At 58.5% G+C, this 25,103-nt stretch carries 28 protein-coding genes and 1 pseudogene; 12 read left to right on the top strand and 17 right to left on the bottom strand.

The window, feature by feature from the left end; all coding sequences use genetic code 11:
* Together ACSQ36_RS40330 and ACSQ36_RS40325 are read left to right on the top strand one after the other, a co-directional pair.
* Positions 1 to 189: pseudogene (locus ACSQ36_RS40330) on the top strand (hypothetical protein); the annotation flags it as partial.
* The gene (locus ACSQ36_RS40325) at positions 173 to 340 is read left to right on the top strand and encodes a hypothetical protein (RefSeq protein WP_255631268.1); all 168 of its coding nucleotides are present in this window, start codon (positions 173 to 175) and stop codon (positions 338 to 340) included. The pseudogene ACSQ36_RS40330 and the gene ACSQ36_RS40325, both read left to right, overlap by 17 nt.
* Positions 341 to 952: 612 nt before the next feature.
* Here ACSQ36_RS40325 and ACSQ36_RS40320 read toward each other — a convergent pair.
* The 5 genes from ACSQ36_RS40320 to ACSQ36_RS40300 all read right to left on the bottom strand — a co-directional run bounded on the left by ACSQ36_RS40320 (position 953) and on the right by ACSQ36_RS40300 (position 4,467).
* Positions 953 to 1,594, bottom strand: a complete 642-nt coding sequence (locus tag ACSQ36_RS40320; RefSeq protein WP_436186423.1) for a DUF1109 domain-containing protein — start codon at positions 1,592 to 1,594, stop codon at positions 953 to 955.
* 328 nt (positions 1,595 to 1,922) lie between these two features.
* The gene (locus tag ACSQ36_RS40315; RefSeq protein ID WP_436186422.1) at positions 1,923 to 2,426 is read right to left on the bottom strand and encodes a DoxX family protein; all 504 of its coding nucleotides are present in this window, start codon (positions 2,424 to 2,426) and stop codon (positions 1,923 to 1,925) included.
* 5 nt (positions 2,427 to 2,431) lie between these two features.
* On the bottom strand, positions 2,432 to 3,211 hold the full coding sequence (locus ACSQ36_RS40310) for an HvfC/BufC family peptide modification chaperone (RefSeq protein WP_436186421.1): 780 nt from the start codon (positions 3,209 to 3,211) through the stop codon (positions 2,432 to 2,434).
* Positions 3,201 to 4,109, bottom strand: coding sequence for an MNIO family bufferin maturase (bufB, locus tag ACSQ36_RS40305; protein WP_436186420.1), 909 nt, complete (start codon positions 4,107 to 4,109; stop codon positions 3,201 to 3,203). Before bufB ends, ACSQ36_RS40310 begins: the two co-directional genes overlap by 11 nt.
* A gap of 46 nt (positions 4,110 to 4,155) precedes the next feature.
* Positions 4,156 to 4,467, bottom strand: a complete 312-nt coding sequence (locus ACSQ36_RS40300; RefSeq protein WP_213763588.1) for a BufA1 family periplasmic bufferin-type metallophore — start codon at positions 4,465 to 4,467, stop codon at positions 4,156 to 4,158.
* A 247-nt stretch (positions 4,468 to 4,714) separates the two neighbouring features.
* Here ACSQ36_RS40300 and ACSQ36_RS40295 point away from each other — a divergent pair, with 247 nt between their 5' ends.
* The 3 genes from ACSQ36_RS40295 to ACSQ36_RS40285 all read left to right on the top strand — a co-directional run bounded on the left by ACSQ36_RS40295 (position 4,715) and on the right by ACSQ36_RS40285 (position 8,007).
* Positions 4,715 to 5,101 carry a thioredoxin family protein gene (locus tag ACSQ36_RS40295; protein ID WP_436186419.1) on the top strand — a complete coding sequence of 129 codons (387 nt, stop codon included), beginning with the start codon at positions 4,715 to 4,717 and terminating at the stop codon, positions 5,099 to 5,101.
* Positions 5,101 to 5,829 (top strand): cytochrome c biogenesis CcdA family protein, encoded by a 729-nt coding sequence (locus tag ACSQ36_RS40290; protein WP_436186418.1) that lies wholly within the window; start codon positions 5,101 to 5,103, stop codon positions 5,827 to 5,829. Before ACSQ36_RS40295 ends, ACSQ36_RS40290 begins: the two co-directional genes overlap by 1 nt.
* Positions 5,830 to 5,928: 99 nt before the next feature.
* The gene (locus ACSQ36_RS40285; RefSeq protein WP_436186417.1) at positions 5,929 to 8,007 is read left to right on the top strand and encodes an FAD-dependent oxidoreductase; all 2,079 of its coding nucleotides are present in this window, start codon (positions 5,929 to 5,931) and stop codon (positions 8,005 to 8,007) included.
* Positions 8,008 to 8,219: 212 nt separating this feature from the next.
* Here the strand turns inward: ACSQ36_RS40285 and ACSQ36_RS40280 are convergent, their stop codons facing one another.
* The 6 genes from ACSQ36_RS40280 to ACSQ36_RS40255 form a co-directional block, all read right to left on the bottom strand.
* The gene (locus ACSQ36_RS40280) at positions 8,220 to 8,909 is read right to left on the bottom strand and encodes a haloacid dehalogenase type II (RefSeq protein ID WP_436186494.1); all 690 of its coding nucleotides are present in this window, start codon (positions 8,907 to 8,909) and stop codon (positions 8,220 to 8,222) included.
* Between the two features lie 146 nt (positions 8,910 to 9,055).
* Positions 9,056 to 10,150 carry an enolase C-terminal domain-like protein gene (locus ACSQ36_RS40275; protein WP_436186416.1) on the bottom strand — a complete coding sequence of 365 codons (1,095 nt, stop codon included), beginning with the start codon at positions 10,148 to 10,150 and terminating at the stop codon, positions 9,056 to 9,058.
* Between the two features lie 140 nt (positions 10,151 to 10,290).
* A complete protein-coding gene (locus ACSQ36_RS40270) occupies positions 10,291 to 11,208 on the bottom strand; it encodes a ketopantoate reductase family protein (protein WP_436186415.1) in 918 nt (305 codons plus the stop codon).
* A gap of 107 nt (positions 11,209 to 11,315) precedes the next feature.
* Positions 11,316 to 12,152, bottom strand: coding sequence for an alpha/beta fold hydrolase (locus ACSQ36_RS40265; protein ID WP_436186414.1), 837 nt, complete (start codon positions 12,150 to 12,152; stop codon positions 11,316 to 11,318).
* Positions 12,153 to 12,213: 61 nt separating this feature from the next.
* Positions 12,214 to 12,777, bottom strand: a complete 564-nt coding sequence (locus tag ACSQ36_RS40260) for a TetR/AcrR family transcriptional regulator (RefSeq protein ID WP_436186413.1) — start codon at positions 12,775 to 12,777, stop codon at positions 12,214 to 12,216.
* Positions 12,778 to 12,933: 156 nt separating this feature from the next.
* Positions 12,934 to 13,782: an SDR family oxidoreductase gene (locus tag ACSQ36_RS40255; RefSeq protein WP_436186412.1), complete on the bottom strand. Its 849-nt coding sequence runs from the start codon at positions 13,780 to 13,782 to the stop codon at positions 12,934 to 12,936.
* Positions 13,783 to 13,865: 83 nt separating this feature from the next.
* On the opposite strand from ACSQ36_RS40255, the gene ACSQ36_RS40250 reads away from it, so the two are divergent.
* Positions 13,866 to 14,504 (top strand): TetR/AcrR family transcriptional regulator, encoded by a 639-nt coding sequence (locus ACSQ36_RS40250; RefSeq protein ID WP_436186411.1) that lies wholly within the window; start codon positions 13,866 to 13,868, stop codon positions 14,502 to 14,504.
* 162 nt (positions 14,505 to 14,666) lie between these two features.
* Here ACSQ36_RS40250 and ACSQ36_RS40245 read toward each other — a convergent pair whose 3' ends face one another.
* From ACSQ36_RS40245 to ACSQ36_RS40235, 3 genes are all read right to left on the bottom strand, one after another.
* Positions 14,667 to 14,900, bottom strand: coding sequence for a hypothetical protein (locus ACSQ36_RS40245; protein WP_213763578.1), 234 nt, complete (start codon positions 14,898 to 14,900; stop codon positions 14,667 to 14,669).
* Positions 14,901 to 15,146: 246 nt separating this feature from the next.
* On the bottom strand, positions 15,147 to 15,344 hold the full coding sequence (locus ACSQ36_RS40240) for a hypothetical protein (RefSeq protein WP_213763577.1): 198 nt from the start codon (positions 15,342 to 15,344) through the stop codon (positions 15,147 to 15,149).
* Between the two features lie 353 nt (positions 15,345 to 15,697).
* Complete coding sequence (locus ACSQ36_RS40235) at positions 15,698 to 16,018, bottom strand: hypothetical protein (protein WP_436186410.1); 321 nt, start codon at positions 16,016 to 16,018, stop codon at positions 15,698 to 15,700.
* A 248-nt stretch (positions 16,019 to 16,266) separates the two neighbouring features.
* Between ACSQ36_RS40235 and ACSQ36_RS40230 the strand changes: the two genes are divergently transcribed.
* The 3 genes from ACSQ36_RS40230 (at position 16,267) to ACSQ36_RS40220 (ending at position 19,151) form a co-directional block, all read left to right on the top strand.
* Positions 16,267 to 16,689: a MarR family winged helix-turn-helix transcriptional regulator gene (locus ACSQ36_RS40230; protein WP_436186409.1), complete on the top strand. Its 423-nt coding sequence runs from the start codon at positions 16,267 to 16,269 to the stop codon at positions 16,687 to 16,689.
* A 106-nt stretch (positions 16,690 to 16,795) separates the two neighbouring features.
* On the top strand, positions 16,796 to 18,145 hold the full coding sequence (locus ACSQ36_RS40225; RefSeq protein ID WP_436186408.1) for a chloride channel protein: 1,350 nt from the start codon (positions 16,796 to 16,798) through the stop codon (positions 18,143 to 18,145).
* 73 nt (positions 18,146 to 18,218) lie between these two features.
* Positions 18,219 to 19,151, top strand: coding sequence for a LysR substrate-binding domain-containing protein (locus ACSQ36_RS40220; protein ID WP_436186407.1), 933 nt, complete (start codon positions 18,219 to 18,221; stop codon positions 19,149 to 19,151).
* A 49-nt stretch (positions 19,152 to 19,200) separates the two neighbouring features.
* On the opposite strand, the gene ACSQ36_RS40215 is transcribed toward ACSQ36_RS40220, so the two are convergent.
* Positions 19,201 to 19,872 (bottom strand): peroxiredoxin-like family protein, encoded by a 672-nt coding sequence (locus ACSQ36_RS40215; RefSeq protein WP_213763572.1) that lies wholly within the window; start codon positions 19,870 to 19,872, stop codon positions 19,201 to 19,203.
* 398 nt (positions 19,873 to 20,270) lie between these two features.
* On the opposite strand from ACSQ36_RS40215, the gene ACSQ36_RS40210 reads away from it, so the two are divergent.
* The 3 genes from ACSQ36_RS40210 (at position 20,271) to ACSQ36_RS40200 (ending at position 22,027) form a co-directional block, all read left to right on the top strand.
* On the top strand, positions 20,271 to 21,038 hold the full coding sequence (locus ACSQ36_RS40210; protein ID WP_213763571.1) for an SDR family NAD(P)-dependent oxidoreductase: 768 nt from the start codon (positions 20,271 to 20,273) through the stop codon (positions 21,036 to 21,038).
* Between the two features lie 220 nt (positions 21,039 to 21,258).
* Positions 21,259 to 21,546 (top strand): DUF1330 domain-containing protein, encoded by a 288-nt coding sequence (locus ACSQ36_RS40205; protein ID WP_436186406.1) that lies wholly within the window; start codon positions 21,259 to 21,261, stop codon positions 21,544 to 21,546.
* A 166-nt stretch (positions 21,547 to 21,712) separates the two neighbouring features.
* The gene (locus tag ACSQ36_RS40200; protein ID WP_436186405.1) at positions 21,713 to 22,027 is read left to right on the top strand and encodes an ArsR/SmtB family transcription factor; all 315 of its coding nucleotides are present in this window, start codon (positions 21,713 to 21,715) and stop codon (positions 22,025 to 22,027) included.
* Between the two features lie 365 nt (positions 22,028 to 22,392).
* Here ACSQ36_RS40200 and ACSQ36_RS40195 read toward each other — a convergent pair whose 3' ends face one another.
* Together ACSQ36_RS40195 and ACSQ36_RS40190 are read right to left on the bottom strand one after the other, a co-directional pair.
* Positions 22,393 to 23,796: an ISNCY family transposase gene (locus tag ACSQ36_RS40195; protein ID WP_436184949.1), complete on the bottom strand. Its 1,404-nt coding sequence runs from the start codon at positions 23,794 to 23,796 to the stop codon at positions 22,393 to 22,395.
* 531 nt (positions 23,797 to 24,327) lie between these two features.
* Positions 24,328 to 24,942: a TetR family transcriptional regulator C-terminal domain-containing protein gene (locus tag ACSQ36_RS40190; RefSeq protein WP_436186404.1), complete on the bottom strand. Its 615-nt coding sequence runs from the start codon at positions 24,940 to 24,942 to the stop codon at positions 24,328 to 24,330.
* Positions 24,943 to 25,103: the final 161 nt, after the last annotated feature.

The following is a 25,103-nucleotide window of genomic DNA, read 5'->3' as shown; positions in this document are numbered from 1 at the left end:
GCGAAGCTGAAGGCTGCATTAACCGATAAGCTCGGCCGGCCGATCGACGTGAACGTGAATGTCGGCCCGGCGCGTCGCACGGCCGCCGCGGTCGATGCCGCCACTCGCGCGCAGCGCCAGCAGGAGGCGGAGCAGGAGTGCAAAGGTCGTGCGAGCCTTCGCCGCAAAAATTTTGCGAAAGCGATTTGACGAATCGACTGCTGCATTGCGGGCAGCGACATTCGTTCAGTTGGTGCTAGGCGACGCATATCTGGAACTGTCAATTGGCTACACGGTGCCCGATGTTGACGCGCGTTTTGCGCTGCTGATCGACGAGGCGATGGCGGCTGCACTTCGCTAAGGAGCGCCGCATAAGAGTCGGGCCACTGCAGGCGGAGGGCATCGTGTTCATTGGACCGCTGGGGTGAATGAGGAAAGTGAGGAATTGTTTGATCAAGGCAAACCCACTGTTGTTGCAAAGATGCCCAGGGCACAGACCAGCGACATATCAATTGCAGTCATACCCCCGACGACTATCACCGGTCGCCCCGAATCGCCAGCGCAGTGACCGCGGAGAGTTTCGGCGCTGGAGCCATGCGTCAGCATAGCAAGCACACGAACCGTCTCCGGAGTGAATCATGGATTCCCGATGCGAGCGAGGACCCAGGCAATGGCATCTGGCCAGCCAATTCTGGCGATCAAGAGGGCCGTTAATCTTTCAAGGTTCCCAAAGATGGGGTTAGCCCGACTCATCGGCACGCGAACATTGCGAAGAGGGTGCCGCCTGTGGTTGCTCTATGGGGTGTTTTGGCTCGGGTGGTCGTGGTCGGCCTGATCGCGGTGGGCCAGGTATCCACACTCGTCTTCGTTGCGGCCAAATGCTCGATCAGCATGTACAACCCATATGCGTAGGTCAGGAAGGCTGATTTTCTACGGCATGATGCGGCCTCCTGCCTCCTGTCTCTAGGCTGGGTTACCACCGCAGATAGACCGGAGCAACCGCAGCACCTATACCGGTGGTTATGACAATCGCCAGTACATACCAGATACCCCAGAACGGCACAGACATCTCTGAACAATAAAGGGAATACACAAGCAGGCCCTGCGCACCAGCGAGCAGTCCAGCGCCTGCGCCAGCCAGCACAAGGCGAGTAGGGGCAAGGCCCTTCATGGCCTGCATCACAGCGGCAAGTGATGGCAGAGACAGCAGAACGACATTCGCTGTGGTGACACGCCATGTTGTCCCCAGCATCAGTTGCAGACGATAGCCTGGTGGTGTCGCGAGCAGAATAAGAGTGGCCACGAGCAACATGGTCATGAAGGGCAGTGCGACCGCGAACCATGCAAGCTTGAGCGGCGCGCCGGGACGGCCAAGACGTGCAGCGAGTTTCATTGCAGTTGCAAGGGTCGCCATTGGGAACGCAAGTCGTACCCAGAACGTCGTCGTCAGTATCAGTTCCGGCATGTCGCTGCGAATACCGTAGAGCACGACCAGCAACGCCATGCTGGCGGTCAGGCCGACTATCAGCGCCCGGTTGAGCCTCTTCGAAACAGCATTGGACTCGACGGGAATCAGTTCATTAGCTAGCCGAAATATCAGCTCTCCGGTTTTCATTTCGCCTCTTCGTGTCGAATCTGGGCCCGTGTTCGTTTGACAGGACGGTGGCTACCGGGGGCTTACCACACGTGCCCGTTTCTTTCTCAAACATCAATTTTTTGGCGTTCCGCCAGGTACTCCGGCAGAGGAGAAGTCCAGACATCATCGTCGGTAATTGCACGAAGGACGGGTTGGAAGCTCGCGGTTGGCTCAGCCAGCAACACTCGGGTCGCGTTCTGCGACGGCGGCTGTTCCCCAGCAGTTTGCCGTTCCAGGCTGACAACGTTTCGAACCTGACATCCCCGGATAACCACATCGCTTGCCCGGGTCAGATGTATTCGCCGGGTCACGACCTGAACGACTTGTCACCAAGCAGATAGTCAATCGATATCAGGCCCGGGCCCCAGGCTGCAATTCCGAGCGCCATCGCCACCCAGGTCAAGTGGATCGGCCAGCCGTCGGGTACAGTCAGTTCGATGATGCACGTCATCAGTATCAAGCCGACTGCGGCGAACCGGGTTCCGAAGCCAAGTACGAGCAATACGGGGAATGTCACCTCACCGCAGCCCGACAGAAATGCAAAAACCGCTGGGTGGGGAAAGGGATAGGGACCACCAGGGAGATGTAACTTGAACTCTTCCGTGAACAGGTAGACAGCCGTATCGTTCAGTTGAAGGAATCCGCGCCATTTGAGAATGCCCGATTTCCAGAACGGCACGGCCAAAGCAAGCCGCAGCATCAGTTGAACGAGCCACGGTTGCGCGAGCCGCTGGATCAACCGCTTCGCAGTGCCAACCGCGGATATGACAACGCCTGAAAAGGGAAGTCTTACTTCTTGTTGGTTCGACATCTTGATCAATCTCCATGTTGAACGGCGGTAAACACGCCGGCTGAGATCATCCCTGCCAGGTTGGCCTGGAGATCGAAGGAAGGGGTTTCCTGAAATGCGGCTGCGATCGCTTCACCCAGTGACGCGCCCTCGAGAAGACTGATGAGGAATGCCGCGCCACCGGCCGGCAGGCGCGATACCACCACGTCCTGCTCCGGTCGCGTCACGAGTGCATCCTCCGCTTCGCTTGAGCGGAGTGGAGCAACAGGGCCATCAGTCCGGTTCATCGCAAAGATTGCGACGGCCGGATAGGGTGATCTCACAATCCGCGCGGCGGGGTGCGGCTTGAAACGCACCGCCGCCAGCGACGTTGGCTCAATATTTCCCAACGCCTCGGCATCAAGCACGGGCAGGTCAGCAGCGTGATAGGCATCCAGCCACGCCCGCTCGATGCGCGCCGCATCCGCCAACCACGGCATGTCGCGGGCATATTCGTAGGACTCGATGAACGCGGGAAAATCCCGCCCGTACTCAAACAGCAACGGAGAAGCAGGAGGCGTCGCGCGAACGTGGAAACGGGCCATCGCCCTGAAGAAGTCGACGCCGGTGATGCGCTGGATAGCAGGATAGATAGCCGCGAGCGCGTCGATCAGGCTGACCGTGACGTTATTGCGGTAGACGTTATAGCGATTGATTACGCCTTTTCCCGACGTGGCGACCACACCTTCTGATGCCACGACTGCTGGGTCCGTCAAACCGGGTGCAAACGCTGCGGCGTACTCGCACGGGCGACTTTCAGACGTCATGGCTGACCTCCTCGACGAGTGACAATCCGTGTTCTGCCATGATCCGCCGGGCCGTCAGCGCCTGAGCCCGCAACACGGGCCAGTCCGGAAGGTTGCTATCCCATTCGATCAGCGTTGGCCTCGGTCCGATACGCGATACGACATCCCTGTAAAGCTCCCAGACGGAATCGGAGATGGCACGATCGTGGCTGTCTATGAGCAGCAGCTCGTTCTCGTCGTCGTGTTGCTCGCTATGTCCGGCCAGGTGTATCTCACCCACCTGTTCAAGTGGGAAATCGGCAAGGTACGCTGAGGCCGAAAAGCCGTGATTGTTTGCCGAAACGAAAACGTTATTGACGTCCAGCAACAGACTGCAGCCGGTACGTTGCGAGACCGCCCGGATGAAGTTGGTTTCGCTCATTGTCGAGGAAGCGAAAGCGACATACGTCGACGGATTCTCCAGGAGGATGGGGCGTTTGATCGCCTCCTGGACCTGGTTGATGTGTTCGCAGACCTTATCGAGCGTGTCTTTCGTGTACGGCAAAGGCAGCAGGTCGTTGAAGAATTTCCCGCCGTGTGAGGACCACGCGAGGTGCTCGGATACCAGCGTCGGCTCGTATCGCGCCACCAGATCGCGAAAGCGCGCGAGATGAGCCACATCCAGTGCTTCCGGCCCGCCAATCGACATGCACACGCCGTGAATGGAAAGCGGATAGTCCTCGCGGATGGTTGCAAGCGCCCGATGTGGTGGGCCGCCGGCGCCCATATAATTTTCCGCATGAACCTCGAAGAATCCGTCGTTCAGTCCGTCCGCGAGAATCGCAGACAGGTGCTCATGCTTGAAACTGGTACCGGCGAGCCCGTGGGCGCCGGGCGTCGCGTGAAAGGGGCGGTCTGGTTCGCCAACTGCCGTTGTCATCGTGGAATTGTCCATGGCCGCCCCGTTTCTCTTGTCGTTCGCCGGATCAGGACTTCATCGGGGTGAGCGAGCCGTGTCCGCCACCCGGCACTTCGATACTCGCGCACGTGCCGCCCTGAACGAACTTCCACGAGTTACCCTGAAAATCCATCGCGGACGTACCCTGACACGTCGTGCCGGGACCGGCGGCGCAGTCGTTTTGCCCCTTCAGCGCGACTCCGTAGCACTTCTCCTTGTGAGCGGCAACGGCAGCGCTTGCTTCTGCCTGCGTGAGTGGCGCTGCGTGGGCAACTGATGCAAGCAAGCTCGCGACAACGCCGGCGAGCAGGGTGGCACTAACAGTGGTTTTTGCAGACATTGAATCTCTCCGATAGTTGGGATGGAAGGTACCCGTGCTGGGTACATCATCTATTTCGCGGGCCACAAATGTTTGGTTACAGGAGAATCGTTTTTTTTGCTTTCGACCGATCGAGCCGAGGCCGGATTGCGCTCGCCTTCAAATTGCGCACAGTTTATTTTTTCGATGCGCTGTAACCCGCCTCGTCTCATCGACGAATTTCCGTTTGGAGGCTTTACTTACGGACTGAACACAGACGGACGACATAATGAAACCGATCATTGGACGAGCGGCGCTGGCATACCTGTTCTTGGCGCTCGCGAACATCGCGTACGCCGGCGAGGTGCCCTACAACAAGACCCAATTCGACGAGCAGATTGCAGCCGGCAAGCCGACAGTCGTATATCTGCATGCGGTGTGGTGCCCGACCTGCAAGATCCAGCAGCCGATAGTCGACCGGTTGTCATCCGATGCTGAATTTAAATCGCTGACTGTCTACGAGGCGGATTACGACACGGAAACCGCATTGAAGAAGAGCCTGCGGATCACCCAGCAGTCGACCTTCGTCGTCTTCAAGGGGGGGCACGAGGTCGCGCGGTCTACCGGCGAGACCACTGAACGAGCTATCCGCAAGACGTTCGAAGCGGCCCTGTGATGGACTTCGGGCCAGGCACCTACGCGTTGGGTTTCGTAGCTGGGGTCGTATCGGTGCTGTCACCGTGCGTGCTACCGCTCGTCCCGATTCTCATCGCGTCCGCGTTGTCGAAACATCGCTTCGGCACGCTTGCGTTAGCAGGCGGCCTTGGCTTGTCGTTCGCAGCCGTCGGCACGGTGTTCGCCAACCTTGGCGTGAATGTGGGACTCGACCCGGAGTTCCTTCGCCGTGTCGCGGCCGCGGTGATGACCGTGTTCGGGATTGTCATGTTGTCCACGCGTCTTTCCGCCGGGTTTGCGGTGCTGGGGTCACGGGTGGGCAACATCGGGCAGGGCGCGCTGAGTTCCTTGAGCGGGGACAGTCTTGCATCGCAGTTTGGCATCGGGCTTGTGCTCGGTTTGGTCTGGAGCCCGTGCGTCGGACCGACGCTAGGTGCCGCCACGACGCTCGCCGCGCAAGGCCGCCACCTGGGACAAATAGCGTTGCTGATGATGGTGTTCGGCTTGGGCGCGGGTGCGCCACTGGTGCTGCTCGGTGGTGCCTCTCGCGTGTCGCTGCTTCGGTCCCGCAGGCCGCTCGCATCACTGGGTAGTGTATCGAAGACCGCGCTCGGTTTGGTCTTTGTCGTGCTGGGAGTCTTTGTTCTTCTGGGGTATGACCGCCATGTAGAGTCCGCGCTGCTGTCCGTTTCGCCGATGTGGCTGACCCGGGTGACTACATCGATATAACCCCGCTGCGAGATGTATTCGGTTTAAGCGAGTGCGTCCGATTTATTCATAATAATTCGATATCCTTATCATTAAATTACTACCCGGAGTCATATCGTCATGATCCGAGAGACTTTCAATCGCGTGTCGGGACTTACCGCGTCGACACGCGCGATCTGCATGCCATGGTTGCTTTTGATTGCGAGGGTCTGGTTCGGACAGGTCGTGTTCGTCCATCGGATCATGACGATGGCAGAAGGGGCTCACTCAGGCGGCGTTTCGAGTGTTCTCCATGCGCCATCTGGTATCGCGGCCTTGCTGCACGTTATTGCGCCCTTATTGCTCAGCGTGGGCTTCCTGACGCGACCAATAGCACTGGTGTTTTTCGCTCAGACAGTGTTGGGCGGCTCCGCCATGAGTTCGGGTGCGATCGGTGTCAAGGTCGCCTTGCTAGGGTGGTTGGTCGTCAGCGGGCCGGGCGTGCTTTCGGTCGACCATCTTTTAAAGCGTGGCATGGCATCCTTCCCCTCCCGGCTATTGCAGCTTGGCGACCGGCTTTACGACGCGATCGAACGAAGCGGAACGCCGGTTGCCTTGCTCGCCGTTCGCATCGCTCTCGCGGTGTCGATTGCCGACTATGTTTCGCCGGTCTTTTCACACGCCGGTCTCTTGATGTTCGGTGCACCTGCTTTAGTGTTGATTCGGCCAGCCTGGTTAGCGATCACGATAGCAGCTGCGCTCGCGCTGGGAGTGGGTACACGCTTCGCCGCGCTGATCTTCGCGCTGACGATTTCCGTTGCGGCAATCGGGATGTCGACGGACGACCGGCTCGCGATCCTCTTGCTGGTGCTCGTGGTCGCGATAGCCGGAGGGGGTCTTCTCTCACTCGACCGTTTGCTGAGTCGTTGGTTACGGGCCCTCACCAGGCCAGCACGGAAGCTCGCCGGCGCATTGCCGCATGTCGTCGTCGTGGGCGGTGGCTTTGGCGGGGTCGAGACGGTGCGGGGCCTCAGTCGTCTGCCATGCCGCGTCACACTGATCGATCAGCGCAACCATCATCTTTTTCAGCCTTTGCTCTATCAGGTGGCCACCGCTGCATTGTCGCCCGCCGACATTGCGACACCGATCCGGGAACTCTTTCGGAACCAGCGCAACGTGCGCGTCCAACTCGCCCAAGTGATTGGTGTCGACACTGCCACGCGCGAAGTGTCGACCGCGAGCGCACGAGTGCCGTTCGACTATCTCGTGTTGGCGACTGGTGCACGGCACGGTTATTTCGGCAAGGATGCGTGGGCGCAGTTCGCGCCGGGTCTCAAGAACATCGAAGACGCAACGTCGATTCGCAGCCGCCTGTTACGGGCTTTTGAAGAGGCAGAAAACGCCGCCGATGAAGACCAGCGTAACGCCTGGATGACGTTCGTCATTGTTGGCGGAGGGCCAACCGGCATCGAACTCGCCGGTGCGATCTGCGAGTTGGCGCGTCATGGCATGAGCGATGAATATCGTGTCATCGATCCGGCCAACGCCCACGTCATCCTGTTGCAGTCGGCGGACCGCGTATTGCCCACGTTCTCTGCCGCCTCGTCGGCTGCGGCAGAACGCTCGATGAAATCGCTCGGCGTCGACGTCAGGCTGCGCTCCAGAGTGCTGTCGGTCGACCGTGCCGGTGTGGACATACACGGACAGCGCATCCCCGCGCGCACTGTGCTCTGGGCGGCCGGTGTGGCGGCGTCGGCGGCGGCTCAATGGCTTGGGCAGGATACCGACTCATCGGGGCGGCTGGCTGTATCGGCGGATCTGTCGGTACCAGGTCTGGACGGAATATTCGCGCTTGGAGATACCGCGTTGTCGATGGGATGGAACGGGGCGGCCGTGCCTGGACTGGCGCCCGCGGCCAGGCAGCAGGGCCGCTATGTGGCGCAAGTGATCAGCGCGCGATTGCGCAGCGCGCCTACGCCGGCCCCGTTCCAATATCGACACGTGGGCAGTCTCGCGACCATAGGGCGCCAGGAAGCGGTCGCCGAATTCGGCCGCTTACGTCTATGGGGTGCACCCGCCTGGTGGTTCTGGGGCGTGGCACATATTTCGTTTCTGGCCGGCGGCCGCAATCGCTCTACCGTGCTGCTTAACTGGATCTGGGCTTATCTAACCTATCGACGTAGCACGCGCCTGATCATGGATGAGCGTATCGGCCGTTAGCCTCCGCAAAAATGCAAAAATTGCTTCGAATAGCTCTGGTTAGAGATATGTGTTCGCTGCTATAACCCGCTGGTCCAGAAGTCGAAATACTCGGTGACGCCCAACTCCGTCAAGGTTTGACTGCCCAGGAGGAATTGGGAATCGACTACGCGTCGCACCTTTCGATCCGAGCCATGGATGTTGTCTGAACTGGCTTCGGGCGTCAGGCACCACTATGTGGCTGCGGGCGTCAATGCCGCAAGATCAGGCAGCGCATCGAGGCTCTGTACGATGTATTGTGGGACCTGGCCAAGGCGGTCAAACGTGTTGCCGGCGCGATTTACCCAGCAAACGGAATAGCCGAAGTGACGAGCTCCGGATGCATCCCATGCATTCGACGACACGAACAGGAGTTCGGAGCGATGTAGTTTCAGCTTCTTCTCACCTAGCTCATAAGCGTGCGCATGCGGCTTGAAAACCTTGACTTCCTCAACACTGATCAGATGATCGAATAGAGGCATCAAGCCGGAATTATCAACCACACTTTGAATCGAGTTCACCGATCCGTTGGAGAGAATGGCAAGTTGCAACCCCTGCGCTCGTAGAGTTTGCAACGTTGACCGTACCTCGGGATAGGGTTTGATTCTCAGGTACTCATCGCACAGGGCTTCGTGCTGATCCGTCGGCAAGCCCAGCTTCATGTTCTCGTCTACAAAAAGCAGCGCGTCGGAGGTGGCCTGTTCGAATGGAATGTACTGCCCCATCAAGCTGCGCAACCACGTGTACTCCAACTGCTTTTGACGCCAGAGCACGCTGATCTCCCGTCCACGTCCCGGAAAGTACTGGTCACAGAGCCCGGCGACCGAGTGAACATCGTACAACGTCCCATATAGGTCGAAAACTACACCTCTAATCTGTTTCATGGATGCACCTGTCATCGTCGAGAGAAGTACGTTCAGGAAGATGCGACTTTTTGCCGGCAGTGCCGGCGCGAAACATTCATCGCGGGATGCCCCAGTCGTGAGGGCGTGAAGCACGGTCATAACCTGAGAGGTTCGTGTCGCAATGCCTAGTCAAGGCGGTATCGCGCAACAGCATCGTCGTTCCAACTCAGTCCGTTGCCGGGGCGGTCGGGAATGACGGCGCTTCCGTCAACGAGCTGTAAAGGTTCCTGGAGGATGGGATTTGCCCAATCAACGTATTCCAGCCAGTGTCGAGTGGGGGTCGCAGATAGAAGATGGGCACTAACTTCAGGGAACAGGTGCGAGGAAACTTCCTTGCCGCTGGCAGATGCCAGACCACTGGCCAGTTGCCATCCGCTGACTCCACCAATGCGATCGAGGTCGAACATCAGGAAATCAGTCGCCTCCGATTTCAGCACATCGAAAAGCGGGGGCAGTCCGACAAGGTTTTCGCCCAACTGAATCGGTGTCTTCGTAGCGTCGGCGATCATCGCTGCGTGAGAGAAATCATCGTGCCGGATGGGCTCCTCGATCCAGTACACCCCTTCACCATCGAGCGCAGGGCAGTACTGCATAGCCCGCGCGGGCGTGAGCGCCTGATTGAAGTCGGTCATCAGGCTGATTTCATCAGGGATGCGTTTTCGTACCTCACGGATAGCCGCCAGGTCGTCGGAGAAACTCGCACGACCGAGGCGCATCTTGATCGCGCGGAAGCCGCCAGACAAAAGTGCCTCGGCCTCGTCGGCAACTTCACCTGGCGCCATCAATCCGAGTCCGTTGCTGTTGTATGCAGGGACCGGGTCGCATTTCCCGCCAAGCAGTGCTCCGAGTGGCATTCCCGCCGAAATTGAAAGCGCGTCCCACGCGGCGACATCAACGGCGGACGCGATCATGCACAGGGGTCCGTACAGACCCGTCAGCTTGAAATATTTCGACATCAGGCGCGCCAGTTCGAGCGGCACCACCTTTTGGCCCGCGAGAGAATCGCTGAGCGATTTGACAATCACCGGCAACGACTGCGCTACCGACTCGAGATAGCAGAACGCATACGCGTGTCCGGTAATGCCTTGCTCAGTTTCCAGCGATACCAGAAGCAGGGGCGCATTTCGGATCGTTTGCGCGCTCGTACCAAGAGGTCTTGCCATCGGCACGGAAACCGCCGTCGACGTAATCGCACGTAGCGTCAACTGTTCAACATTCATCTTTTCGTCTCCTGAAGGTCGTCATCGCATCGCACTGCCCATCGCTGGCTCGATGCCTTTCGCCAAGGTTCTTGTATCTCGTCGCCGTGTGCAAGGCAGGCCGACAACGCGAAGGCAAGCAACTCGCCTCGAGTGGGTGTCTACTTTCCGGCTGCGTAGAGTGTCAGGATATCGGTGATCGCATCGTTCTTGGGCGTCGGAATGTTGAGTTGCGCGCCCAGCTCGGATACGCCACCGCTGAGCCAAGGTAGCTCCATGCGATTGCCGCGCTCAAGATCCCCGTGCATAGATGAAGTCATCGTAGGTGGCAATGTGTCACAAAACGCCAGGCGGTCTTCAGCGAAGTCGGGTGGAAGATCGATGTTTCGGGCGTGTGCGACGGCGACGGCTTCCCGCATGACTTCCAGCAGGAATGCCCGCGTTCGGGGGTTGTCGCGGATGGGACCGATGGGCTTGCGGACTGAAGATGTCGTGCCTGATAGTCCAACGAGGAAAACGTATTTTTCCCAGATTAGCTGACGGATGTTGTCGCTGATCTCTGCCGTGATTCCCGCCTTCACGCACGCTGCAAGAAACTCTTCAACGCGTTGCGAACGGCGTCCGTCGTATTCACCAAATACAAGCTTCTGTAGCGTGCCACTATGAGTAACGACTCCTGGCTCCGAAATGACAGACGCGATGTAGCTGACGCCACCCAGCAGTGCATCCGCCGGCAGATGCGCTGCAAGAGCCTCGTCCTTGTGCACGCCGTTCTGAAATGAAACGACCGCTGCACCGCGGTCCGTCAGGGTCTTCAGCGATTTCGCGGCTGCCTCGGTATCCCAGAGTTTCACGGCGACCACGACGAGGTCGGCTTCTTCGACCTGGTCCACGCTGTCGACAACCTTCGGATTTTGTATTGTGACGTCACCCAGAGGGCTGATGACACGTAGGCCGTTCTTGCGCATCGCTTCGAGATGCTTGCCGCGCGCGATAAACGTGATGTCACTGCCGGAAGCTGCAAGGCGTGCTCCAAAATAACCGCCGACGCCGCCAGCGCCTAACACTGCAATTTTCATATCTCGTACCTCCAGGAATAATCACCGGGAATGGTGATGGGAAAAGACTGGTTACGAAGAGTAGATGCGTCGTGACAGGGTAAGTGCCATGTCGCGTTCCTTCTCTCTCACAACCGCGTTTTCACGAAACGGATGATCAACTGTGCAAGGCGATCCGGCGTGTCTTCAGGTAGAAAGTGACCTGCCTCCTCGATCACTTCCAGTTCCGCATTCGGCATTGCCTTGGCGAGTCTCTGGCCATACGGCAACGGCTGGAACGTGTCGTGGGCGCCCCAAACCAGAAGCGTTGGCATTTGCAGCCGTTCGATTTCCCAGACGCGGGTCGATAGCTCCTCCGTGCGGAGCGCCCTGGCAGCTCTCAGGTACGCTTGCCGACCAGTCACACCTTGGAACGGGCGTTCATACTCAGCGACCAGCTCGGGAGTCACTTTCTCCTGCTGAGCCATGCCGCTTCGAAGGCCTTTCGCGAGGCCCTTTCGCAGATCGAACCCTTGCGCGCCGAGTATTTCGTCCCCTACCGGCTCTTTCAGTCTTGCAATACCGGGTTCAGGGAAGGAGTCGTACGCGATGCTGTCCACCAGCACGAGACCACGCACATACTTCGGACAATTCAGCGCAAGTAATTGCGCCACACCTCCACCGATATCGTGCCCGACGACTACGCCACCGTTCCAGCTCAACTGTTGAAATAGCCCCTCGATGATTCGTGCCTGCGACGCAATTCCCAGGTCGGCGCTTTCAGGCTTCGATGAATCGCCGTAGCCAAGCAGATCAGGCGCAACGCAATTCAGACCGGCCTCACTCAGGGGCCCGAGGACATTGCGCCACAGATGCCTGCTTGTGGGGATCCCGTGGAGCAACACGATTGATGGATCAGGGCCAGTGACGACGTAAGCGACCTGGTGCCCGTCCAAGTCGAGGAACTTCTCCTGAAGCTGCGTCATGATCTGGCATCTCCAATCTGTTTATGATTGTACCTATGAGTATGTACAATTTGGTCGAAAATTATTTCTCAACTATCGCGATACGCAAAAATGCCTGGAGCGCACTCCGCATCTTGCCAGCGCGTGCATGCTTCATGGCACGGCCCACCGCGAAGCTGCCCTGCACAATGGAGACGATTAGAAGAGCGATCTGGTCGGCGGGCATGCTGAGTTTCGCGTTGCCCGTCTTTTGTTCATCTTCAAGTATTCCGGTGATGCGCGTTTCGAGATGTCGAAAGTATTGCGCCAACGGCAACCTCAACTCCTCTTCCTGTACCGCCGAGTCCCAGACCAGCCGGCCGACACGACACCCCAGAAGCGGTTGCTGATTCTGGGCGACATACTTCAGGAACCGGTCGATGAAGCTACCAGGTAAGGCCATCGCGTCTTCGAAATCCTGGATTCGCTCGTCGACCACTTCCTGAATAGCGACGGCCGCCAGCGCCTGTTTGCTGGCGAAGTGATGGTAAAAGCTCCCTTGTCCGGCGTTGCTGCGCTCCTGGATATCGCGCGGACTGGTTGCCTCATACCCTTTCTCCCAAAGCAGCGCTTTGGTCGCCTCAACGATGTCGTCTCTCTTTCCCACAATGCTGGCTCGCTACGGTGAACTGTTATCGACAGAGTAGTAGGTACAGTAATGGGAGTCAAGGACTGCTGTTTCTGGGTGGCCGGATCGGCTCCCAGTTGCGAGAACAAATGGTGCCATGACCCCAGACTGACTCTCGCGTGAGGAGCGGGCGCCTCATGAGATACGGTCGCTATCCATTTCAGCCGTCCCGTCCGTGATCTGACGTATACGACCGGCGAGCATCTGACGGAAGCCGGTCTCCGGCATTGTATGGCGCGCACCAATGACTTCCTTTGCCATGTCGCCGATTACGACGCGTAACGGCGGCGTATCGCTTTCGATCACGCTTGCGACTTCTTGAGCCAGAGCGCTGGGTTCGATTCCATGTTCGCGGGTATTGATCTCAAGTTGCCGCAGAAGCCGCAGGCGCTTCGCGGTGAGGATCGCGTGTTCGGCACGAGGATGATGAAATCCGATGGAGGTCTGCATGCCGTCCGGTTCCATCAGCGTGACGCGGATGCGGGTATCGCCTAGTTCATACTCAAGGGATTCGGAAATGGCCTCCAGCGCGTGCTTGCTCGCGCCATAGACTCCCAGAAACGGAAAGGGAACGACGCCCGCAAGCGAGCTGATGTTGACTATATGACCCGAGCCTTGCGCGCGCATGAACGATAAGACCCCGAGCATCATGCGCAGCGCTCCAAAGAAGTTCGTCTCGAACTGGGCCTTCGCCTCGTCGATATCCGTTTCTTCGATCGCGCCTACGAAGGCGTGGCCAGCATTGTTGACGAGAACGTCGATTCGGCCCTCGCGCTCAAGGATTTCAGCGAGACAGGCCCGTACTGATAAGTCGGAACAGACATCCAGTGCAAGCATCGGCCACGCTGCACCGGTTGCTGCATCAGGTTTGCGGCTCGTGCCATACACCCGATGTCCCAGCGTTGTCAGCAACTGCGCTGTCGCGTGGCCCAATCCTGAGGATGCCCCAGTGACCAGAACCACCTTGCCTTTCATTTCTTCCATTTTGCTCTCCGGAACCGTCTATTTAGGTACAATGTACGTCAATAGAATTTGAATACGTACGATGTACTTTGTCAAGAGGAAACATGCCTGCAAAACCGAAATTCACCCGCGAGCAGCTTCAGACCGCCGCATTGAAGATTGTCGATGAGGAGGGGCTGTCTGCCCTGTCCATGCGCGCGCTTGCTGCGGTACTTGGAACGGGTCCGATGACGATTTATAACTACTTTCACGATCGCGACGAACTGGACACGCTGCTAGTGGAAGCCGTTTTTTCCGAGGTGTGTATTCCAGAGGAGCAAGACGACTGGCGGGAGGATGTAAGGGCAATACTGCTGGAAATGTGGCAGGCGATCCGCTCTCATCCCAATGTCATCCCGCTTGTGCTGACGCGCCGTACCAGTCACGAAGCGACGCTGGAAGTGGCGGAGGCACTGCTGGGGGCACTCGCGCGAAGCGGCTGCTCCGCAGAAGTTCTGCTCGCGGCATTCCGGACGTTCAACGGGTTTATTATCGGCCTCGCGCAGGCCCAGCTCGGCAGTGCCACCGAGGGATTTGATGGCGATTCAGATGCCCATGTTGCCGAAGCCGAATCTTTGCCAAATGACAGGTTCCCAAAGCTGCGCGAAATAGCCAGGGTTGCGGCGGGAACAAACTCGGACAATGAATTTCGCGTAGGGGTCGAGTTCATTCTCGCGGGCATGGCGAAGCAGTTCGCGACATAGCCCGAAGAAAAATCATCCGGGGGCAGGGCGGCAGGGAACTGACGAGTGTTGTTTGAGTGGTGAGAGTGCTGCCTGAACTGCTTTGCTGGGGCAAGCAAGAAGGTGAGGGACTGCGTTACTGCAACTGCTCACGTTGGCTCATGTCGGGCTGAAGGCCGGGACCTACTTTCCTGCTCTGGCGAGCGTTGCGCGGATACGTTCGCGCAGCAGTTTCCAGCGCCCGAGTTGGTTTTCCATGACGACCAGACGTTGATACTGCGTCGAAGCGGCATTTCCCAGCCGGGTATGGCGTCTGATATCTGCCCATAGCGCGCGGACCTTCGTCTCACATCTCGCGATTTCCATGTCTACCGCTGTAGCCTGTTTCACCAGATCGTCGAAGTCCTGTTCAGTCATTTATTGCTCTGGCCCAATCGCTAGACTCCAGATGCGGTGCCCCCGCTGCCTCGTACAACTTCGGCTAAATAGCTGGACATCTGGCTGGATATCAAGGCTGTGGCCATCGGTGAGATTACGCGCGTCATTGGATCAGGTTTCGATGCTCGAACGCGATCAACAGGGCGGTTCCCGTTGCGATCGGACGGGCGATCAGCGGTACAAGGATAGTTGTTTCTGCGGTTTTTGGATGAAGGAGCGCAGAACCTAACCGACTTCGATTCTCCTCATCTGTTCACGAGCCAGAGTCGCTATTTCACGAAGCGTCAGATTGTCAACGTTGGTGCCTGGATCGAAGCGAATCTGAACGCTGACCGATTCTCCTGCCTCATTCTGCAGCACAGCAAACACGATATTCGGATGAGCATTGCGATTGACGTTCACACTAACTAGCAACAGGTGCATGGTCTTCATCCTTGAGTATCGGTTACGCGTGAATTGACTTTGTTCGGTCTTGCGCTGCAGTCCTGACCTTCAGTTGCGGATAGATCAACGAGAAAGTCAAAAATTCGGCTCTCAGTGATACTTTTGGCAAGACAGCCTGTTCATCCGGCGACCGGCCGGGAGAGTCCAACCCCGGAGCGTGCGCCGTCCTTACGCTCACGCACGCCGTTGATGAGGTGATCGAGTTGAATTCCGACCGTGCCACCATCGTTGAAGAGCCCTCGTAGTGCACCGCCGGGGCCAGGAATTACCCAAAATTCAACAGCGCATCCTTGAAACGTCGCCTTGCGCCGTGGTGTGCCGGTCGCTGCCGGCTACCGCGACCGGCTGTCCCAATGAATGCCGAAACCGCTTCCCTGCAGCCGGTGGTGCTCCCGCAAGTTCTGATGGTCGTAGCGCAGTAGCGCGGAGAAATATGAAGGACCGTGAATTATCGGGACCAGGCGATACTCACCGGAATTCGGACCCTCATCTTCGACGTGACGCACGTTGAGCGTTGAATACTCAAGGTTGAGTTCATGGGCACCAGTCTCCAACATCGCAACATGTAGGACGCGTGGAGTGCTCGCGACGGCTGGAATCGACACCAGCGCCGCCGACACGACGAGTAGGAAGCCGGCGCAGCAGAAATTCATTTACCGCTCCCTAACGCGGATACGTCATCGCAACCGGCACCTGAAAACAAAGCGATACGTCGACATTGGTCTCCTCCGCGTCGAACGTTTTAGAATCCTCTGCAAAGGCGGCGAACACGGCTCCACGCGGCCGGAGAATTCGCTGCCTGTTCCACGCACGAACCGAAACCCGGACGCGCAACTCAGAACCAGTTTAGGCACAAGATGACATATTTTCAATCCGCATTTTCCCAATCTCTGGAGACTGAATGAGCTCCCGCAAAGGCACACCCACCGCGGCGCCAGGTAAGCATGATCTAGAGGCGATGTCCGAGTTCCGCTATCAGCTGCGGCAGTTTCTGCGGTTCTCGGAGGAGATCACCCACGCAGAAGGTGTAACTCCGTTGCAATATCAGTTGCTCCTGCACGTCAGAGGGTTTACCGGCCGGCAATGGGCCAGTGTCGGTGAACTCGCGGAACGGCTGCAGGCTGCGCCGAATGGTACAGCCGCACTCGTTTCACGTTGCGAAGCCGCAGGTCTGGTGGTTCGCGTACCCGACGGCCTGGACCGCCGTCAGGTACAGGTGCATCTCACGACGAAGGGCGAGCGCTGTCTGTTGAAACTGGCGGCGCTACACAAATCGGAGATCGAGTCTTTCGGCTGGGTATTTGGACCTGCGCGCAGGAAGTGACGGTCCTCCCGCTTTTATTACACTTTGCCATGAAGACTGAGCCGTCTATCGCGAGATATGGCACAGTGTGCCTTATCGTTTATACTCGTGCCTTTGCGGCGGCGTCATGCGCATACCGGGATTTATCGATAAACGTGCGGTGCAGCGTGGCAGACGGTTGTGGCTGCATTACGGCGTGTTCTGGCTGGGCGCCATCGCGACCGGGCTCGTCGCCGTTCTGTACGCGAAGCTGATCGACGTCGGATACGACACTTTTCTGCGGTATGCGACCCGGTACTGGTGGTTGCCGCTTCCCGTCAGCCCGGCGATCGGCGCACTCGGCGTCTGGTTGACCCGACGCTTTTTCCCTGGATCAGAAGGCAGCGGAATCCCTCAGGTCATCGCGACGCTTCATGACAGCGGCGCTCTTGCGCCACGCCTTCTAAGCATAAGAATCCTGGTCGGCAAGATCGTGGTGTCGTTCCTTTCGATATTGGGGGGATTTACGATCGGCCGGGAGGGTCCGACGATCCACGTGGGTGCGGCACTCATGTTCAACCTGCGGCGCTTTTATCCTCAGCGGTTCCGAGCCCTCCGGGGCACGGCGCTTGAGCACCGGCTGGCGCTCGCTGGTGCCGCAGCGGGTCTGTCGGCAGCGTTTAACGCGCCGCTCGCCGGTGTCGTCTTTGCAATCGAGGAGTTGACCCGAAGCTTCGAGCAGCGCACAAGTGGCGTGCTGATTACCGCCATCATCTTCGCCGGTATTGTTTCACTGGGATTGCAGGGCAACTACACGTATTTCGGAACGATCGATATAGGGAACCACTTCCCAGACCTGCTCGCAGTAGCCGTTGTACTGATCGGCGCTGTGTCTGGCGTCGCGGGCGGCGTATTCTGCTGGCTACTACTGAATACCGGGCGCTGGATCCCGTCGTCGATCAACACCTGGCGCGACCGTCATCCGGTGGCGTTTGGTGCCGTGTGCGGCCTGATCATCGCCGTGATCGGCGTGGCCTCCGGCGGACATACGTTCGGCAGTGGCTATGCCGAAGCGCGGGCAATGCTGGAAGGACGAGCTCAACTGAGCGCTGCCTACCCGGTGCTCAAGATGGCCTCGATGGTCGGGTCGTATCTGCCGGGCGCACCTGGTGGACTCTTCGCGCCCTCGCTGGCGATCGGTGCCGGTATTGGAAATGCGCTGCACCTGGTGTTCGGCCAGATGCAGCTGCCGATGCTGATCGCGCTCGGAATGGTCGGTTATCTGGCTGCGGTGACGCAAAGCCCGATCACCGCTTTTGTGATCGTGATCGAGATGATCAACGGCCATGCACTCGTCATATCACTCATGGCTACAGCGCTGATATCCAGTCAGGTATCGAAACTCTTTGCCCCGGCACTTTACGAGACGTTGGCGAAGCGATATGTCAGCGTGAATCCCGCCGTGCTCGTCGAAGGGCCGGCAGGAGATAAGACATAGAGTAATCGGTCGCATGGGAGACGGTTCGTATACCCTGCTATTTGATTATGAACAGTTTGCAGGAGAGCAACGCATGGACCGCATGACCGCGATGGAGACGTTCGTAACCGTGGTGGACGCAGGTTCATTTTCTGCCGCCGCTCGCCGGTTAAAGTTAGGCCAGCCGGCGGTCTCGAAGTCGATTGCGCAACTGGAAGAGCATCTCGGCGCGCGGCTTTTGCTTCGCTCAACGAGAGGCCTGGCGCCGACGGATGCGGGCCAGCGATTCTACGAGCACGCCCGCCGTGCAATCGATGAGGCGGATCAGGCCGAACAGGCAGCACGCGAATCGTCGGACGGACTCTCGGGCCGCTTGCGCATCGGCGCTGCGGTCACCTTCGCGCGGCTGCACATTTTGCCAGCGCTTAAGTCCTTTCTCGACCAGCATCCGAAACTGAGTATCGACATCGTTCTGGACGACCGCTCCATCGATCTGCTCGAACAGGGCGTCGACGTGGCGCTCCGCATGGGTGCGCTCGACGACTCGACGATGACCGCACGACGCATCCTGCGGGGACGGCGGCTGGTGGTCGGGACACCGCGCTATTTCGCGGACGCCGGCGTTCCGAAGACACCGGCAGACCTGAGCCGGCACCAGGCGATCGTGTACTCGCTGCGAGGTGGTGGCGAGTCGTGGTCGTTTAGCTGCAACGATGGCACGGAGGTCGCCGTGGCCGTGTCGGGCCGGGTAAGCGTGAGCGCTGCCGAGGGCATGCGCACGGCGGTGCTGGGGCACATGGGCCTCGCTGTCGCGTCAGAATGGATGTTCTCCCCCGAGCTCGCCGACGGCACTGTGCAAGCCGTTCTCACCGAATGGACGCTGCCAGCCATCGATGTCTGGGCAGTCTTTCCGTCCGGTCGCATGGCTACGACGAAAGCGCGCGCCTTCGTCGCTTTCGTCGAGCACCTATTTGATGGGCACGGTGGCAGTACTGAAGCCGACCCGAAATCCACTCTTATCGATTGACGCGCCGGCTTCCGAAAACAGCAAAATCGGGGTCGGTAAGTTTCTCCGTTTACACCTTCGCAGTCGCCTTCTCGAGCACGGCGAACATGTCGCTTGGATCGGCGCGGCGCGTGTAGTCCGGATGAACCTCCGAGTACAGCACGATACCGTCGCGGCCAATGACGTAGCGCGCTGGCATAGGCAAAGTCCAGCTGGGGTCGTCGTTGAACACCGGGAGGTCGTTTCTCAGGCGCCTGTACAAATCGACGAGGTAGCCAGGCAGCGAGAAGCGCACGCCGAACGCTGCGCTTGTCTCGCCGTTGACATCGCTCAGCACCGGGAAGCTCAACCCGTTCTCGCGCACTGACTTGCGGCTATTGACCGGCGTCTGCGGCGAGATGGCGACCACGTTCGCACCATGGGCGCGAATCTGCGACAGCACTTCGTTGATCGCCTGAAGTTCAATGTTGCAGTACGGACACCATACGCCACGATAGAAGGTCACGACGAGCGGCCCCTGCGCAAGCAGGTCGGTCGACGAGACGTCGTTGTCGTTCTGGTCCTTCAATTTGAACAGCGGGGCGCGGTCGCCAGCTTTGATGGCGCGGGCTGCCTGACCGCTCGCGATCAGTTCAGCAGTCGCACGCTCCATGATCGGGTGGATTTCCGCCGGTGCGTAATAGGGCGGTTTGCCGGCCTTGAAGTCGGCTTTGAAAGCGTCGAGTTTGTCTTGCAGTGTCATCGCGAATCTCCTTGAGTGATTGAGGCCGATAGGGCGTTTAATCCGCATTGAGCGTGAGCGTAGCTGCTCACGATCCCCGCAGGTTGAAACTCCCAGAGCATCAGCAGAAGGCATCCCCCGTCGATAACAGTTATTCCGTGCAGGCATGTTCCGCATAAGCGCATTTGTGCCCTCGTGCCCTTGCGAAGCGATGACTCGCGTCTGGGCATCCCGGTTCAGTAAAGTGGACTCCACCAGGAATAGGACCTATTCCTGGCCGACTACTACCGTGCATTCCGACACGAGCGGACGATACGCATCAACCAATGCATGAACACATTGGCGCACATGCAACAGTCGGCTTGTCCCCGCACTTGGGCATGTGAGCAGACCCTTCAAATTTCACTATCGAGGTAATCATGACTCAAGCTCTGAAAGGCAAACTTGCACTTGTGACCGGCTCTTCTCGTGGAATCGGCGCGGCCATCGCAACCCGTCTCGCGCGGGAGGGCGCATCCGTTATCGTCCATTACGCGTCGAGTCCGGAGCGTGCAGAGAACGTAGTTAATGCGATCCGCGATGCAGGCGGCGAGGCCGAAGCGGTCGGCGCCAATCTGGCGAAGCCCGAGGGTGTCGCGGCGCTGACCGATTCGTTGAACGGCGTCTTTGGCGGAAAATTTGAAGGCCGACTCGACATCCTCGTCAACAACGCGGGCACCGTCGAATACGGACCGTTCCTTGAGTCGTCTGAGACATCGTATGACACGCACTTCAATCTGAACGTGCGGGCGCCGATTGAACTGGCGAAGGACGCGGCAAAGCGCATGATCAAGACGGGCTGGGGACGCATCATCAATGTGGGCTCTGCTTTCGGCGAAGCAGCGCCGCTGCCTGGCGTAACGCTTTACATCGCGTCGAAGTTTGCCATTCGGGGCTTCACACGCGGACTTTCGCGCGAGCTTGGCCAGTATGGCGTGACCGTCAATGCAGTTCAGCCCGGCCCGATCGACACTGAACTCGCTCCCCAGCCTGGGACGGAAGCTCACGCAACGATGACGAAACTCGCCAGTGTGGGTCGCTTCGGTAAGCCCGAAGAAATCGCAGCGGCGGTAGCGTACCTGGCGAGCCCCGAAGCAAGCTACACCACCGGTGAAAGTCTGACGGTCGACGGTGGGTGGATTGCCTGAGGAAGCCGAAGAGGGTTTCGCTCGCACGCTGCCAGGCGCTGATTCGCTGGCGGAAGAGCGTGCGGGACTGAAGCGCGTGCGGATGCAAAATCAACCGCACAGCGCGCCGAGTGCAATCGTCGGAAACTGCGTCCTCAATTCGCACGCGATCGGTATGCGGTCGACTGAGCGGTGCAATCAGCGCGTTTGATCCTGCGCCTACTCTTTGGGAGCAGCAAGCGTGGTCACGTATATCGTTTTCGTGCGAGAAAGCACACAGGACCAGATCGAACTCGACGCTTACCAGGCCAAGGCCGGCGAATCTTTTGCCGGTCACCCGATCAAGGTTCTTGCGGCTTACGGACCGCAGCAGCCGCTCGAAGGACCTGCGCCCGAGGGTGTGGTCATCGTGGAGTTCCCGGACACCCGTTCTGCCCGTGCCTGGTATGACAGCCTGGAGTATCACGCGATAGCGCAGCACCGATTCAAGGGCGCGACCTATAGGACCGTACTGGTCGAGGGAGTGTAGGACCGCCGACGTGCGAAATGCTCGGGCGATCGAGGTCCACTGATGTACATCTCCGGGGCATTTCGCGTGTTATCCCACAGCCGATTCCCCGTCAGTCTGTAGCGGGGATGACTTTGCCGCCGTGCGTGTCAAACCAGAGCAAACGACTTTCGACGATTGATGAACCATGGAAATGGATGAAGACACCAGAATGCTTGCTTTGAGCGCTATAGCGCACCGGTCGCGATTGGCTGTCTTCCGGATACTCGTTACGGCGGGGCCGCGCGGGTTGCCCGCTGGCGAGATTTCTGCGCGGTTAGGAATCGTTTCATCCAGCCTGTCTTTCCACCTCAAGGACATGTTGCGAGCGAACCTTGTATCCGGGCGCCGGGAGGGGACCTTCATCTATTATTCGGCGGCCCTCGATACCATTCATGGGGTCATCGACTTTTTGACCGAAACTTGCCTCGCGGGCCCCGCAAGGGTTCCTCCCGCTCAGTAAAGAAGATGCCTATAGCGCTCAGCTGCTCCGGCGCCGTCAGGAACCTGACTCGCTCGGCGCGCTCGCCACGTCGCGTAGCATGGGACAGCTAAAGACCCCGGATATGGACGTTCTGTTTATGAGCCTCTCGCATCATGTTAAGGATTGGGACTGCCCGTTATGAAAGCGCGTGACGGATGATGGATGTAGTTGCTGTCTGCTACAACAGTCGATGTCGATGAAATGAAATGTCGAGGCCAGATTCAGATGTCGATGTCAAATTTGTCGAGGCCAGATTCAGATGTCGGGGTGCGGGCTAATTAGAAATGTCGGGTTTTGGGTTGGTTTGAGGTTGGTTTCAGCCTTCTAAATCTCTCTTGAAAGGGTCATTTCCCCACCGCGGCTACCCGCCTTTCGGCCGTTCTCAAGATGATGCCGTTCAGGTCCGCTTGCGTGAGCGCGCGCTGCTTGCGCGTGTTGTTGGCCCGCATCTTCGGCTTCGCCGGCTCGCCCTGATTAGTCCTCGACGGCGAACCCGAGATGCGCCGGTTGTCCCGCTCCAGCTGCACCTGCCGCGCCACCTCCAGCACGTGTCCCAGCCGCTTGTTGTCGACTACCGCCCCTTGGTCGATGTCGGATAAGCGATCGTACTGGCGATAGGTCAGGGCGGCACCATTGGCCCGGATCTCGATGCGCCCATCGGGGTATTCGACCACGTCCAGGTAGTGGTGAATCAGGCCGCGGTTGGCCGGCGTATCGTCCAGCAAATACATCACCCGGTCATACTGGACGGTCAACGTCGCCGACACGCAGCGCGAGACCCGACAGGTCAGAATCAGATCAAGATTCTCATCCGCCCTGAGCGGCCGGTGCGCGTTGTACGCACTCCTCGGTGCCTTGCCAAAGCGGCCATTGAAGTCGGCAATGAAGTGGGGCGCATAAGCGTTCGCCGCTTCCTTCGTGTCGATCTTGCGCAGTCGCAACTCCTTCACCAAGCGGTCCTGCAAGGTCAGGTTGGCGCGCTCCACGCGCCCCTTGGCCTGGCTGCTGTTGGCACATAACGTATCCACGTTCAACTCGTACAAGGCCCGTCCGTATTGGGTTACACCCTTGCCGGGCGTGCTCGCCGGGTGGTTGCAGTGGAACACGCTCGCCTTGTCGCTGTAGAGTGCGACCGGTTTGCCATACGCTTCGATGTACTGGCGCGTCGCTTCGAAATAACTGAAGGTCGACTCGGTCGCGGTGAAGTGCAGCGTCATCAGCCGACTGGTGGCGTCGTCAATAAACACCAGCAGCGTGCAGGCCGGCGCGCGTTCCTCAAACCACCGATGATCGCTGCCATCGATCTGGATCAGTTCGCCCAGGCACGAACGCCGGTTCCTCGGCTGGTGGATCTTGGGCGGGCGCTGCTTGCGCGGAATCCACAGGCCCGCGTCAGTCATCAGGTGCCGCACGGTTTCCTTTGAAAGCGTCAGACCGTGAGATTCACGCAGCTTCTCGCAGGCCAGTGTCGGGCCGAAATCGGCGTAGCGGTCTCGGATCAAAATTAGCGCCCGGTAAGCCGTGGCTTCATCGAGCTTTCGATTACCAGGACGTCCTCGGGCAGCCGATCCAACGCCGCCCGGCCCGGTCTGTTTATACCGAAGCACCAGCCGCTCGATCTGACGCACCGTCAGGTGCAAACGCTCGGCGGCCAGGCCCGGTTTGAGCATCCGGTCCATCACAGCTTGAATCACTTTGAGTCGGTCGAGTTCGCGCATGTTCAACGTCACCAGGTCGGTTGGCTGCATGGCGAGCTCCCATCGTTGGATCGGAAGCTCCCAGCATCGCACCAGCACCAAAACACGACATTCCTATCTTGCTCAAACACGACATTAGGATATTGCTGCTACAAAATTTTTGTTGATAATTATCATTATGTCAAATTTATCGGGCAGTCTGACTAAACCATCGTCAATCGCAATTTATGCTTGAGTCAGCGGCGATCGCTTTAAGGCGATGCGAGCGGCCCTTGCCGGCCCGATGCTGTTGAAAAGTCAACGACAGCGAACGTCGTGAGATTTTCAGGAATCCTCTTCAACGGCAAAATCACATTAAGCTATAACTGTTTTATGGAATTCTCGTAGAGTTTCTCTCCACCGCCGCTATCGCCAGTGGCCATTGATATATGCGTGAGTTACCGCGCCCTAACCCCGTTCGCATGCCTATTGCCTTCCGGCAGATCCATCGCGTCAAGCCGGAACGGGAAATGGTTGGCATTTTCGCCCGGCGAATCACGACGGCGTGGTCGGAGTTTGGCCAAAGCCTTTTTTCTCGCCCTCTTAGGTGAGAAGCTTGCCGAAGACGACCCGCTTGAACTCGATCAACGGAGCCTCACTCTTTTCTGCACGCATACGCAATAACGCGCCTTCCCAGCTATTCAGCACGAACCGCCCTAGCATGGCTGCGGGAAGCAGGTCGCCGACTGCACCTTGCTCCTGCGCTTCAGCAATGCAGATCTCGAAGAAATGGCCCCAGCTCGCAAAATGCCCGGCCAGACGCTCCCGCATAAGCACGCTATGGTCAGCCACCTCTGCGCTGAGATTTCCCAACAGACATCCCTTTGCGAAGCCGACTGCCTTAAACACCTTGATCCGGTCGTCAAAATAGGCTTCCAACCGGACCAACGGTGCGACATCGGCATTGCCGAAGATGTCGCGTAGTTTGCCTTCGTTGCGATCGAAGTAGGCGTCCATCACCTCTGCCCCGAACGCCTCCTTGCTGGCGAAGTGATTGTAGAACGACCCTTTGGGCACATTCACGCTCTCGACGATGCTCTGAATACCCGTCGCAGCGTAGCCCTCAGCGTGAATAATCCGCAACCCCGCCTGAACGAGATTGTTGCGGGTATCGGGCTTGGGCTTCGGCCCACGTTTGGCGGCAAGCTGAGATTTCACTTCGCATATCCTTGACTAATTCAAGACGACCGGTCAGAATTAATTTACCGCAGCTTAATGCTGCCTGTCAAGGAATCTGCTCCGCTCGCGAGGAAACGATCGTGATTTTAAGGCTCGATGTAAGCGTGCCAGCAGAAGGCGGAATCAAACCAGGCGCCTGG

This window comes from Caballeronia sp. LjRoot34, assembly GCF_964253815.1.
Taxonomy (GTDB): Bacteria; Pseudomonadota; Gammaproteobacteria; order Burkholderiales; family Burkholderiaceae; genus Caballeronia.
This window is presented reverse-complemented; position numbering and strand designations above follow the sequence as displayed.